This is a genomic window from Endozoicomonas sp. G2_1, from assembly GCF_017744155.1.
Taxonomy (GTDB): Bacteria; Pseudomonadota; Gammaproteobacteria; order Enterobacterales; family Alteromonadaceae; genus JAGHQT01.
In genome coordinates, this window is the sequence record NZ_JAGHQT010000030.1 from 1 (window position 1) to 12,532 (window position 12,532).

General features: G+C 42.1%; 9 protein-coding genes and 9 tRNA genes. 4 read left to right on the forward strand and 14 right to left on the reverse strand.

Going from position 1 to position 12,532, the window contains the following annotated elements:
- Nucleotides 1-8: 8 nt before the first annotated feature.
- The 10 genes from J7384_RS18925 to J7384_RS18970 all read right to left on the reverse strand — a co-directional run bounded on the left by J7384_RS18925 (nt 9) and on the right by J7384_RS18970 (nt 4,613).
- Nucleotides 9-95, reverse strand: a tRNA-Leu gene (locus tag J7384_RS18925).
- Between the two features lie 63 nt (nt 96-158).
- Nucleotides 159-234 (reverse strand) — tRNA-Gly (locus J7384_RS18930).
- A 39-nt stretch (nt 235-273) separates the two neighbouring features.
- Nucleotides 274-349 (reverse strand) — tRNA-Gly (locus J7384_RS18935).
- A 65-nt stretch (nt 350-414) separates the two neighbouring features.
- A tRNA-Leu gene (locus tag J7384_RS18940) sits at nt 415-501 on the reverse strand.
- Nucleotides 502-505: 4 nt separating this feature from the next.
- Nucleotides 506-579 (reverse strand) — tRNA-Cys (locus tag J7384_RS18945).
- Between the two features lie 48 nt (nt 580-627).
- Nucleotides 628-703: transfer RNA gene (locus J7384_RS18950), tRNA-Gly, on the reverse strand.
- A gap of 159 nt (nt 704-862) precedes the next feature.
- Entirely contained in the window at nt 863-1,453 is a 591-nt protein-coding gene (gene pgsA / locus J7384_RS18955; protein ID WP_209116114.1) for a CDP-diacylglycerol--glycerol-3-phosphate 3-phosphatidyltransferase, read from the reverse strand.
- Between the two features lie 63 nt (nt 1,454-1,516).
- The gene (gene uvrC / locus J7384_RS18960) at nt 1,517-3,379 is read right to left on the reverse strand and encodes an excinuclease ABC subunit UvrC (RefSeq protein ID WP_209116115.1); all 1,863 of its coding nucleotides are present in this window, start codon (nt 3,377-3,379) and stop codon (nt 1,517-1,519) included.
- Between the two features lie 45 nt (nt 3,380-3,424).
- On the reverse strand, nt 3,425-4,069 hold the full coding sequence (uvrY, locus tag J7384_RS18965; RefSeq protein ID WP_209116116.1) for a UvrY/SirA/GacA family response regulator transcription factor: 645 nt from the start codon (nt 4,067-4,069) through the stop codon (nt 3,425-3,427).
- 274 nt (nt 4,070-4,343) lie between these two features.
- Nucleotides 4,344-4,613: a hypothetical protein gene (locus J7384_RS18970; RefSeq protein WP_209116117.1), complete on the reverse strand. Its 270-nt coding sequence runs from the start codon at nt 4,611-4,613 to the stop codon at nt 4,344-4,346.
- Nucleotides 4,614-4,768: 155 nt separating this feature from the next.
- Here J7384_RS18970 and fabA point away from each other — a divergent pair, with 155 nt between their 5' ends.
- Entirely contained in the window at nt 4,769-5,284 is a 516-nt protein-coding gene (gene fabA / locus J7384_RS18975; RefSeq protein ID WP_209116118.1) for a 3-hydroxyacyl-[acyl-carrier-protein] dehydratase FabA, read from the forward strand.
- An 80-nt stretch (nt 5,285-5,364) separates the two neighbouring features.
- Here the strand turns inward: fabA and J7384_RS18980 are convergent, their stop codons facing one another.
- The 4 genes from J7384_RS18980 to rlmKL all read right to left on the reverse strand — a co-directional run bounded on the left by J7384_RS18980 (nt 5,365) and on the right by rlmKL (nt 11,649).
- Complete coding sequence (locus tag J7384_RS18980) at nt 5,365-7,212, reverse strand: DUF3466 family protein (RefSeq protein WP_209116119.1); 1,848 nt, start codon at nt 7,210-7,212, stop codon at nt 5,365-5,367.
- Nucleotides 7,213-7,284: 72 nt separating this feature from the next.
- The gene (locus J7384_RS18985) at nt 7,285-9,225 is read right to left on the reverse strand and encodes an ABC transporter ATP-binding protein (protein WP_209116120.1); all 1,941 of its coding nucleotides are present in this window, start codon (nt 9,223-9,225) and stop codon (nt 7,285-7,287) included.
- Nucleotides 9,206-9,469: a glutaredoxin family protein gene (locus J7384_RS18990; RefSeq protein ID WP_247741859.1), complete on the reverse strand. Its 264-nt coding sequence runs from the start codon at nt 9,467-9,469 to the stop codon at nt 9,206-9,208. The genes J7384_RS18985 and J7384_RS18990 overlap by 20 nt, the downstream gene beginning before the upstream one ends.
- Nucleotides 9,469-11,649: a bifunctional 23S rRNA (guanine(2069)-N(7))-methyltransferase RlmK/23S rRNA (guanine(2445)-N(2))-methyltransferase RlmL gene (gene rlmKL, locus J7384_RS18995; RefSeq protein WP_209116121.1), complete on the reverse strand. Its 2,181-nt coding sequence runs from the start codon at nt 11,647-11,649 to the stop codon at nt 9,469-9,471. The genes J7384_RS18990 and rlmKL overlap by 1 nt, the downstream gene beginning before the upstream one ends.
- 447 nt (nt 11,650-12,096) lie before the next feature.
- Between rlmKL and J7384_RS19000 the strand changes: the two genes are divergently transcribed.
- From J7384_RS19000 to J7384_RS19010, 3 genes are all read left to right on the forward strand, one after another.
- A tRNA-Met gene (locus J7384_RS19000) sits at nt 12,097-12,173 on the forward strand.
- Between the two features lie 81 nt (nt 12,174-12,254).
- A tRNA-Met gene (locus tag J7384_RS19005) sits at nt 12,255-12,331 on the forward strand.
- A 121-nt stretch (nt 12,332-12,452) separates the two neighbouring features.
- A tRNA-Met gene (locus J7384_RS19010) sits at nt 12,453-12,529 on the forward strand.
- The last annotated feature ends 3 nt before the right edge of the window (nt 12,530-12,532 follow it).

The following is a 12,532-nucleotide window of genomic DNA, read 5'->3' on the forward strand; positions in this document are numbered from 1 at the left end:
TTACCAAATGGTACCCGGGGCCGGACTTGAACCGGCACGCTGTTACCAGCGAGGGATTTTAAATCCCTTGTGTCTACCAATTCCACCACCCGGGCATAGGGTAATATTTTTTATAGTAAGTATTGGTCACTTACTTGCTGACATAACAGATTAAAACTTGGAGCGGCTAACGAGACTCGAACTCGTGACATTCACGTTGGCAACGTGATGCTCTACCAACTGAGCTACAGCCGCTTAATATAAGTTTTTAAATCTTGCTTTTCAGCGAAATATTGGAGCGGCTAACGAGACTCGAACTCGTGACATTCACGTTGGCAACGTGATGCTCTACCAACTGAGCTACAGCCGCTTAATATTTGGATTGCGCATTTTAGCGCATAGTATTTCTTGATACAACCTAACGCCACAGTGAAATGGTACCCGGGGCCGGACTTGAACCGGCACGCTGTTACCAGCGAGGGATTTTAAATCCCTTGTGTCTACCAATTCCACCACCCGGGCAAAGTGGAGGCGGGTCCCGGAGTCGAACCGAGGTCCACGGATTTGCAATCCGCTGCATAGCCACTCTGCCAACCCGCCAATTTCACTACGAGTAGGTAGTATTCCATGAATATCTCTAAAAGAGATTGGAGCGGCTAACGAGACTCGAACTCGTGACATTCACGTTGGCAACGTGATGCTCTACCAACTGAGCTACAGCCGCTTTTCCAATTGACTCCCTGTCAACTGGGGACGCATTCTACATTGAAAATCACTTGAGTCAACAATTAAATTTCAAAAATATTTCAAGTGCTCAAAAAGCGTCTAATGTGATGGATTTTTTAACAAATCCAAGTAGTTCAGACGATTTTATGGTTGATAATCAACCACTGTTCTTGGCAGTTAATTCAGGCCAAGCGGCTTTAAAATACTCAATCATCGACCAACAAGTTAGTACGGTGGCAATAAAATAAAAGCCATAAGCAGCAAACATTAAAATTTGATGAGGAAATTCAAACAAAATTAATGGAATGTCGTAGCTCGGCTGCCAAATTAACCCTATTAACGCTAACATTTGAGCAGCCGTTTTATATTTTCCTAACCAAGAAACGGCGACAACATCCCGTTTACCACGTGAAGACATAAATTCACGCAAAGCACTAATAATAATTTCACGAGCGATCATAATCAGCGCCGGCACGGCTATCCACCATGATTGATAGTCCTCAACAATAACTACCAATGCCGACACTACCATTAATTTATCTGCGACAGGATCAATAAAAGCACCAAAAGGCGTAGATTGTTTTAAGCGACGAGCTAAATAGCCATCTAGCGCGTCACTGATTGATGCCAACCAAAAAATAAAGGCTGCGCCAAAGTTGTGCCAAGAGACAGGTAAATAAAAAACAACTAAGAATACGGGAATTAAAATGATTCGAAATAAGGTTATTTGGTTGGGAATAGTCCACATAGTACTGCTGCAATAAACATTTTATTGCATTTTATACCTAAACGGCCTTTAAATGCGAGAGTATTAACTTTCGTGCAAAGCGTCATAAATGACTTGGGCTAAGTTTTTACTAATGCCAGGTACCGTCATTAGTGTCGCAAAATCTGCGTTTTGGACTTCTTGCAAACCTCCGAGGTATTTTAATAAAGCTTGGCGCTTTTTCGCACCAATACCCGGGATTTGCTCAAGGGTTGAACTCTTGCTTTGCTTTTGGCGCTTAGCGCGATGTCCGGCAATAGCAAAACGGTGAGATTCGTCGCGAATGTGTTGCACCAAGTGAAGTGCTGATGATGTCGCTGGCAATGAAATTAGTTGATGACTACCCGCTAAAATGAGCGTTTCTAAACCCGGTTTACGCGACTCCCCTTTCGCAACGCCCACCAATAAAGGCGTTTTGGGTAAGTTGAGCTTAGCAAAAAAAGCTTCCGCCCGTGCCAATTGCCCCTTGCCACCATCGATAAAGACAATGTCAGGCATTTTTTCCTGCTCAGCATTGTCTGAAACCTTGCTACTCACTTTACTGCTAACTTTGCTATAACGCTTGTTGAGCGCAAAACTCATGGCCGCGTAATCATCACCTGGCGTAATACCGTGAACATTATAGCGACGATAATCACTTTTTAACGGTCCATCGGTATTAAAAACAACACATGACGCTATGGTTTGTTGCCCCATGGTATGACTAATGTCAAAACACTCAAGCCGCGTTAACCCTTGAGGTAGTTCAAAGACTTCAGCCAATGCTGCAAAACGCGCTTGCATTGATTCTTTATGGCTATTTTTAGAACTAAGCGCTTGCTCGGCATTGGTTTGTGCTAATTTCAGGTATTGCGTACGCTCTGTTTTGACCTGCCACGAGAGCTTAACGTCATAGCCTGCTTTTTCTGACAATAATTGGGTCAACATCTCGCTATCGTCCAGTGCTGACGGCATGACAATTTGTTTAGGAATATTGCCCTGTTCAACCGCATCGGATAAATAATGTTGACCAACAAAGGCCTGGACAATTTCTTGATCGGTCGTTTCGGCAGGTACGCTAGGAAAATAACTCTTACTGCCGAGTATTTTGTGGTCTCGAATAAACAGTAGGTGCAAACATGCTTGGCTACCTTGGCGATATAAACCAATCACGTCAAGCTCAGAGGCAATACCACTAACAAACTGTTGTTGCTGAACTTTTCGCAAAGTAGCGATTTGGTCTCGATATTTAGCCGCTCGTTCAAAAGCCAACTCAGCACTGGCTTGCTCCATTTTGGTCACTAAATTGTCGACCACTTGAGAGCTTTTACCTTTCAAAAACAATTTGGCAAAACTAACCTGCTCTTGGTATTCCTGATCAGAAATTTTGCCAACACAAGGTGCTGAGCATCGACCTAATTGATGCTGTAAACAAGGTCGGCTGCGAGCGCGATAATAACTGTCTTCACACTGACGAATTGGAAAGAGTTTTTGCATTAACCGCAAGCTTTCCCAGACCGCACCCACGGTAGTAAATGGACCAAAATAATCGCCTTTCACTTTTTTGCCACCGCGATGCGCGCCAAGCTTGGGATGTTTATGGGCGGTGATCAACAAGTAAGGATAAGATTTGTCATCCCGCAACAAAATGTTGTACTTAGGCTGGTATTGCTTAATGTAGTTATTTTCAAGCAACAGGGCTTCGGTTTCAGTGTGCGTTACTGTGACGTCAATCGCGGCAATTTGTTTAACCAAGGCTCTGGTTTTGTTGCTACCTACGTCTTTGCGAAAATAACTGGCGAGGCGCTTTTTGAGGTTTTTTGCTTTACCGACATAGATAACCACCTGCTGATCATCGTACATGCGATAAACGCCCGGCTGTTGACTAACCGCCGCAAGAAACGCTTGATGATCAAAGGAATTTAACAAGGTGATAAGACTTATAAGATACTAACTACTAAACATAGTGTAAAACTACAGTGATTCAGTTTTTATCATACCATGTCGTATTGCTAAGTGGGTTAGCTCAACATCATTGCTAATACCAAGCTTTTCAAACATTCGATAACGATAAGCATTAATGGTTTTTGAACTCAGCATTAATTGTTCTGAAATATTTGGCACTCGTTCGCCGCGAGTGATCATCATCATAATCTGTAATTCGCGTTCAGATAAGCTTTGAAAAGGATTCTCTTCTTTACTCTTGAGTTGATTAAGTGCCATTTGCTGAGCAATTTCAGGCGTCAAATAGCGTTGACCACTGTTAACCGTTTTAATTGCATTGACCATTTCGGTTGGCGCAGCCCCTTTTGTAAGGTATGCCGCAGCGCCAATTTGCATGACTTTGGTCGGAATTGGATCTTCACTATGAACAGTTAAGACAATCACTTTTGTGTCAGGGTGATTGCGAATAATTTTTTTCGTTGCTTCAAGACCACCGATACCAGGCATATTCATGTCCATCAGCACAACATTCGGTTCAGATTTGCGACAAAACTGCACTGCTTCTTCACCCGTTTCGGCTTCCCCCACTACTTTAAAGCCTTTTACGTCATCCAGAATCTTCCTTATGCCGGTACGAACAAGTTCATGATCATCAACTAACAAAATATTTATCACTGGATGCGCCCTAATGCTTATTTTATTTATTCGCCATTTTAATTTTTAATGGTTTAGTTTTTGCGTTTATCATTTGTTAGTGCTTATACAAGTCGCTAAGCCACGCATAAAACAAGATAATTAAACTCAATTAAATTAAAGTATCTAATTGATTTAATTTGCAGAATATCAAAAATACGAAATTTTTCTTATGAGCTTGAATATATCGTTAAAAAGACGCCAAAACAAGCCATTTCAATTTTTCTCAACTCGTTTGTTGAATGTTTATTCAATACTACAACTTGTGTTGCTGAAGCCATTTGTTTAACAAACCAATTTGACCATTTTTGTAGGCCGCATAAGTTAATCTAACCGCATTACTCAAAATTACACTGTCCGACCAATTGGTTTGTTCAGCGATGAGTTGATAGCACTTCAGCGCTTCTGGTGATAAATAGCCACGTGTTTCTTTCATCCCCTTAAGTTTTTGTCTTTCTCGATAACGCTTTTGCTTTTCAGCATTGGTAAACGGCTTTTTCTCTGTTTCTTCTATATTATCTGTCATTTCACTACTCAAAATATGATTTAATCGACGTAATTAACGATAACATGGTTACGCATAACCATAAAAAAAGCAATTATTTAACTGTTCAGAGTTGTTTAGTGTACAAGTGTTCGCTAAAGTAGCGTGGTATTTTTACTCCCATTAAAGAAGCACCCATGGAACAAAAAAATTCATTTTCAAAAGAAGATCTTATCAAAGCTGGTACCGGCGAAATGTTCGGACCAGAAAACAGTAAACTACCATCAGATAATATGTTGATGATGGATCGCATCAACCTCATTAATGACGACGGCGGTGAGTTTGGCAAGGGTGAAATTGTTGCTGAATTAGATATTACTCCAGATTTATGGTTTTTCGATTGTCACTTTAAGGGCGACCCAGTAATGCCAGGTTGTTTAGGCCTCGACGCAATGTGGCAGTTAGTCGGTTTTCATTTAGGTTGGTCAGGTGGTCCAGGTCGTGGCCGTGCTTTAGGTGTTGGTGAAGTAAAGTTCACCGGACAAATATTACCAACGGCGAAAAAAGTGACTTATAACATCCAAATGAAGCGCGTCATCAAACGCAAATTATTTATGGGTATCGCAGACGGTACAGTTTCTGTTGATGGTCGTGTTATTTACACCGCAACAGATTTAAAAGTAGGTTTATTTACCGACACTTCGTCGTTCTAAATTAAATAAACTTCACTTTGACCTCTAAAATAAAAAAGCGGCATTAGCCGCTTTTTCTTTTCTATCAATCAATTAGCTTATTACTTTCTACGTCTAATACGAACCACTGTCAATAGAGCTAAACCAATAGTACTTATTAAGCCGGCTGTTGCTCCTTTACGCTCAGTTCTCTCTTCAACGCTACCTTCACCGTTACCCGCAGTTGAACAATCTTCAATTTCTCCATCTACAGGATCAAGTCTTACAGCGCGAAATACGTCTTCTGTTAGCTGATTACCACTGGCATCTGTGACTAACTCTCCTTTAGCGTCTCGACGTGGAACTTTAACTATTGCGGTCGCAATAATGCGATTACTTTCATCGATATCTCTAACTTCATTGATAATATAGTTCGTTCTTTGCTGACAAGACAAAAACGTATTTAAGTCCGTGAAACTATTATCGTTAGTATTGAACAGAAAGCCTCGACGACGTCTTAGAGTATTACCATTTAAGTTTTCAAAATCCGCGTCGCCAACAATTAAACCATTATCATTAATTGCTCTTGCAGTGCTTCCAGCACCACTAAAAAAGGTATCAGGTAATACTGGGGATAACTCACTTGCGTTAGTATCAACATAGATAAACCGATCACGACGAACACCATTAACGAAAAAGCCTGTTTGCCCTACAGCAATACCACTGTTGTTAATATCAAACATACGGCCGTCAATAAACTCGCTGTGTGATAACGGAATTTCTATAGCTGTGCCATTTCGATACAAAGTAGGATAAAATGCAAAACTCTGATTGGCCGATGGTTCTGTGACATTTTCATCGCGCCAATTGTGGGCATGACCAACTGCAATTCCCTGACTGTTTACCGCCGTAGCATAAGCTTCAAAGACGCGATTGTCTTCAGAGTTTGGTGTTACCAACCGACCTAAATTTGTAGCACTTACAACTTGTCCATTGTCGTCAAACTGCCATTGATAAGCAGATATTTCATATAGTGCCGTGCGATTCAAATGAAAACACACTTCATCGGGGCGACGTTTGACGGCATTTCCTTCGCTGTCTAATAATGGATCATTGGTTCCATCGCCATCGCTATCTGTACTTAAACGAATTATATTGGCAGAAATACAATTATCGATGTTGGTTCTTCGAATAGAAGAAATTGCAGTACTGGCATAACCAACAGCAGTATTATTTGTGGCACCTAAAATACCTGACTGCCCACCAAAGGTCACCTCTGGTGCATCTATGCTCGATACGTTAGTGCCGCCATCAATCGATACAAAAGCTTTATCGACAAAAGCTCTGAGCCAAAAGCGAGTGGTTGTGGTTACAGCTGGGTCTTGAGTACTATCGGTGAAAGTATAATCGAGAGGCAAATACGGCGCACTGCCATTACCCAGCAGCCAGCCTTGACTATTAACATCGTTAACAAAAGTTCTGGTTGAACGAGATAATGTTTGAGTATTGGGAATGAGAGCATCAAAACCATTAAATTCAGTAGCTCCAGAGCCTAAGTCGACATAAGAACTAATATCAAGCAACTGTTGAACTCCAACATTATCTGTATTGGGATCGGTTTGAAGCCAACGAACAACCCAGGCAAAATCATTTGCTGTTGGGTTACCAGCCCTCAATGCTGCAGAATCTTCTATATCATTCAGATCAAAAACAGATTGGTTTGTATTTCTAGCTAACACCTCGATAGCGTTGTAATTTGCTTCAGTAAGTTGATCAAACTGAATAGGTAGATTGTATGTTTGATCTGTTGAAAAGACACTACCACGTGCGTTTATATGTTGACCAAAACTAAATTCATGATTTGAAACTTCGCCTATTTCTACCAAGTTATACCTTGCCGCTTGCGCGAATGAACAGGCTAATGCACTACTTACTGTCAGTGCCACAACAGATTTTACAAATTTGCTCATTGAAACTACTTAGCTCTTATTGCTATCACTTTATATGTGTTTACTTAATTCGTTGTTAATTTTTGTGTAAAACTAATTATCTAATTCTTGCCAGCGATCAAAGGCGGCTTCGAGCTTTGACTCAGCATCTTGCAACTGGTTCAAAATATTCTGGGTGACTTCAACCTCTTGGGTAAAAAAGTCTGGTTGATTGACTTGTTCTTGAAGGTCGGCAATTTGCTCTTCTAACGCATCTATCTGTCCAGGTAAAGCTTCTAACTCGCGTACTTCCTTATAAGATAACTTTTTCTTAGTGGGATTGTTAGCGTTTTGTTGTTTAACTTTGTTACTACTATCACCATTTTGATTATCGACGGATACTGTTTGCGCTTTAAGTTTTTTGTCGTGCTCTTCTAATGCTTTTGCTTGCGATGCTTTTCGTTCTAGATAAGCGTCAACGTCATCGTAACCACCAACTATTTGCTCAATGTGGCCACTACCGTCGAAGTATAAACAGCTACTTACACAGTTATTGACAAAATCGCGGTCATGACTAACCAAAATCACTGTACCTTGATAATTAGCAACAACTTCTTCCAAGAGCTCTAGCGTTTCAATATCGAGATCATTGGTTGGCTCATCGAGAATTAACAAATTGCTCGGACGCAAAAACAAACGCGCTAATAACAAGCGGTTTTTCTCACCACCAGAAAGTGCTCTCACTGGCGTACGAGCCCGTTTAGGACTAAATAAAAAATCTTGCAGATAACCTAAGACATGACGACTACGACCGTTGATCATGACCTCTTGTTTGCCGTCAGCAACAGTATCTTGTACCGTTTTATCTAAGTCCAGTTGTTCGCGGTGTTGGTCGAAATAAGCAATATCTAGATTAACGCCAACCCGAATCTTACCGCCACTTGGTTTAAGCTGTTCCATCAATAGCTTAATCAGTGTCGATTTACCAGTGCCGTTAGCACCTATCAAGGCTAAGCGGTCGCCACGAGAAATAAGCAAATCGAGGTGATTTATTACCGTTTTGTCGGCAAAACTCATCACCATTTGCTGTGCTTCAAAAACTAACTTGCCGGAACGTTCACCACTGGCAATGGTCATATCGCCTTGGTGGTTTAAATCTCGACGCTGTTGGCGTTCAACTCTTAGCCTCTCTAGCGCTCGAACCCGGCCTTCGTTGCGGGTACGGCGGGCTTTAATTCCCTGTCTAATCCAAGCTTCTTCTTCAGCAAGCTTTTTATCAAACAAAGCATTTTGCTGCGCTTCAACCTGTAAATCGTGTTGTTTTTGCTCAACGTATTTGTCGTAATCACCCGGGTAACTGGTTAATTGACCGCGGTCCAAATCCAGAATTCGACTCGAGAGCCTGCGAATGAACGCCCGGTCATGACTAATAAAAATAATCGTGCCACTAAATTCTTTTAAAAACTGCTCAAGCCATAATACGCTGCTGATATCCAAGTGGTTAGTGGGTTCGTCAAGTAGCAACACATCTGGGTTGGTGACCAGTGCTTTCGCCAGTGCCAGTTTGCGCAACCAGCCACCTGATAAGTCACTGATGAGCTGGTCAGCGTTGAGTGAGAGTTTCGTTAAAATTTGCTCAATGCGCTGTTCGTCTTGCCAAGCATTGGCTTGTTCAAGCTTGTGTTGAACATCGGCAAGTTCAGTTAAGTTGCTTTCACTTGGGTCTTCGGCAACCTCTGTCACCAAGTGATGATATTGCTGAAGTAGCTCAGCGTTATCGGCAACACCTTGGGCAACATAATCAAATACCGACATCGGACAAGACTCTGGCGGATCTTGCTCTAGCATCGCTAAACGAATGTTATTTGAGAAAATCAGCTGACCGTCGTCGAGGTTTTGCTTGCCCATCAATACTTTTAGCAATGATGACTTACCAGCGCCATTGCGGCCAACCAAACAAACGCGTTCGCCTTGAAAAATGCGGACATCTGCTTTGTCTAAAATTTTACCTTCACCAAACGCTAACTCGCCTTGGCTAATTCGAATTAATTCCATTAACAAACTCTTGTAGTTGTTCAATATCAAATGGCCAGCCTAACTCACTTTGGTCAGCTAACTTTTTTATCACCGGAATGCGAATACCGTAACGCTCTACCAATTGTTCGCTATCGTCATTATTAACAATATCGACTACAGTAACCTCGTTACTAATACCAAGCGCTAAGCAAAGCTGCCAAGCTTGTTCACAAAGGTGGCAGCCCTCAGAGCTGTATAAATAAAACAGTGGCGGTCTCGACATTATATTCTCGTTACTAGCCAACTATTGTGGATATGAATGTTGCGTTTAAAGTCGCGATCTCGGGTCTGATCCGAAATATTTTGCACCTTTAAGCCTAATTCGGCCAAGCCATCAACATCAATTTTGAAGTTGCGCTTGTTATTGGTAAAGACAATTTCGCCATCTTCAGCCAATAGCTTTTCGGCATCAGCGAGCAGCGTTAAATGATCGCGCTGAACATCAAAACTGTCTTCCATGCGCTTCGAGTTTGAGAACGTCGGCGGATCAATGAAAATTAACTGATAAGGCTGTTGCTCTAACTGCCCCTGCTGTTTTAGCCAGGCTAAGCAATTATCTTGCACAAACTGGTACTGCGAACCCACCAACTTGTTTAAAGCAAAATTCTCTTGTGCCCACTGCAAATAAGTATTCGACATATCAACGGTAGTAACATGACTAGCACCCCGCAACGCAGCTTGTACCGATACCGAGCCGGTATATGCAAATAGGTTTAAAAAGCGCTTATTGTTGGCCTTTTTGGCGACAATTTGACGAGTTTTTCGGTGATCGAGAAACAAGCCAGTGTCCAAATAATCCCATAGATTAACCTTTAGTTTTGCGCCGTACTCGTTAACCACTAACGCTTGTTTGCTTTTAGCAAGCTGTTGATACTGGCTGCTGCCTTTTTGTTTTTGTCGGGTTTTTAACACCACTTTTGCGGTATCAATCGCCAATACTTTTGGCGCCCAAAAGATGACTTCTTGCAACCTTTTCGCCGTTTTCTCTGGCGGGATATTTGCTGGCGCGGCGTATTCCTGAATAATCAGATGGTCTTGATAAACATCAACCGCAACGTTGTATTCCGGAATATCGGCGTCGTATAGGCGATAACAATCAATGTTTTCACTTTTAATCCATGACTTTAACGCCTTGATGTTCTTTTTCAAGCGGTTAGCAAATGCCGAATCTTGACCGGATAAATCAAGTGCTTGACCGTTGGCTTTGTCTTTCGCTGACTGTTTTTCATCTAGGTTGTACAAGGCCAACTGACAATCAAGCGGACCATTTTTTAACTTGTAACGCTTAAAGCTTGCTAACTTTAACAAGCTCAATAGTTCAACACTGGCGGTAAAAATCGCCAACCGCCAACCGATAAACTGCTGTTTAACGATACCGCCAAGCAAGGCAAAGGTTTCAACAAGTTCTGGTAGCTCACCAATGCGTTCACCATAAGGCGGGTTAAATAACAACGTACCTTCACCTAACTCGGCATACCGATTAGTGAGTTTATTAGCGTCGCGACACTGAAAGTCGATATCTTGGGCAAAGCCAGCTTGTCGCGCATTGTACTGGGCGGTTTTGACAACTCGGCTGTCTAAATCACTGCCAAAGAGTTTAAGTGTTGTCCCTTCGCTCCTTTGTTTTAACTGATTTTGTTTAGACTTGTTTTCCCTTGATTGCGCCACAGCATCATCAAACACCTGCTGCCAGACACCTTGATCGTGTCCAAGCCATTGGCTAAAGCCCCAGCTTTCGCGATCAATACCAGGTGCTTGTTTATACGCCATCGCTGCCGCTTCGATTAACAAAGTGCCAGAACCACACATAGGATCAACCAAAGGTTTGCTGGTATCAGCTAACCAACCAGAGCGCATCACTAGCGCTGCTGCCAAGTTTTCTTTTAATGGTGCCGCACCTGAGTCTTTACGATAACCGCGTTGAAATAAGCCACGACCAGAAAAGTCCAAATAAAACGCGATCTCGCCTTTTAATAAACGCGCTTGAAAGCGAATATCGGGTGACGACTTATCAACATTAGGTCTGGCTAAACCTTTATCTCTAAAATGATCAACAATCGCATCTTTTACTGTTAATGCACCAAATTGGCTATTGCGTATACTTTGACTTTTGCCAACAAAATCGATGGCAAAATATTGGTCGCTGCTAAAAATATCTGACCAATCAATAGTGGCCGCTGCAGTAAATAACTGCTCTTTGTCTTGTCCTGGTGCACTTGCGATCTGCAACAACACTCGGCTTGCTAATCGAGTCCACAGGCACACTTTGTAGCCTAGCGCTAAATTGCCAGTAAAATAAACGCCTTCAGGCTTTTGTTGAATAGCTTGTGCGCCGATCGTTGCCAACTCTTCAGCCAATAAGCTTTCAATGCCTGGCGAAGTAAGGGCTAAAAATTGATACATGATAATTTGACTATAAGTCCAAATAAAATAATGGCGTGGATTATATACTCATTCCGACCCAATGTGCATGCTTGACCAGTAATAAATAAGAAGCCGTTTGGCTACTAGCTAGATAACGAATGATCTTATAAGCAAAAATAACATAGCTATACTTAAACTATAATCCTTGAACTATCCGGTTTGATCGACCAAATTAACTCACTCAATGATTTAGATGGAAAATTACAAATATTTTGATAGTAAAACGTTGCCAGCAGCAAGGTGTGCTGCTTTGTCAACCGACCTCTGGTGCTTTATTCAACAAAATAGCGGGGATAAGCAAAAAACTGTCCAATAATCCTGCAAACAGTAAAAAAAACAAGAAAAGCGCTTGCATTATTAATTCGCTATCTCTATCATACGCCTCGCTTTCAAGGCAGTGCTAAAACACTACCGAGAATTATCTGGCGCGGGATGGAGCAGCCTGGTAGCTCGTCGGGCTCATAACCCGAAGGTCGTCGGTTCAAATCCGGCTCCCGCAACCAATTCTGGATAGTTAAAAGCTTAGATTCTTACAACACGAATTAAAACTGTTGTGGCTTAACTTCTCAATGAAGTCATCCGGACGCGGGATGGAGCAGCCTGGTAGCTCGTCGGGCTCATAACCCGAAGGTCGTCGGTTCAAATCCGGCTCCCGCAACCAATTAAGACAAGCCAAAAACAAGGTCGTCGGTTCGCTTATACTAAATACAGGCTCCCGAAACCAATTCTTGCAACACGAATTAAAACTGTTGTGGCTTAACTTCTCAATGAAGTCATCCGGACGCGGGATGGAGCAGCCTGGTAGCTCGTCGGGCTCATAACCCGAAGGTCGTCGGTTCAAATCCGGCTCCCGCAACCAATT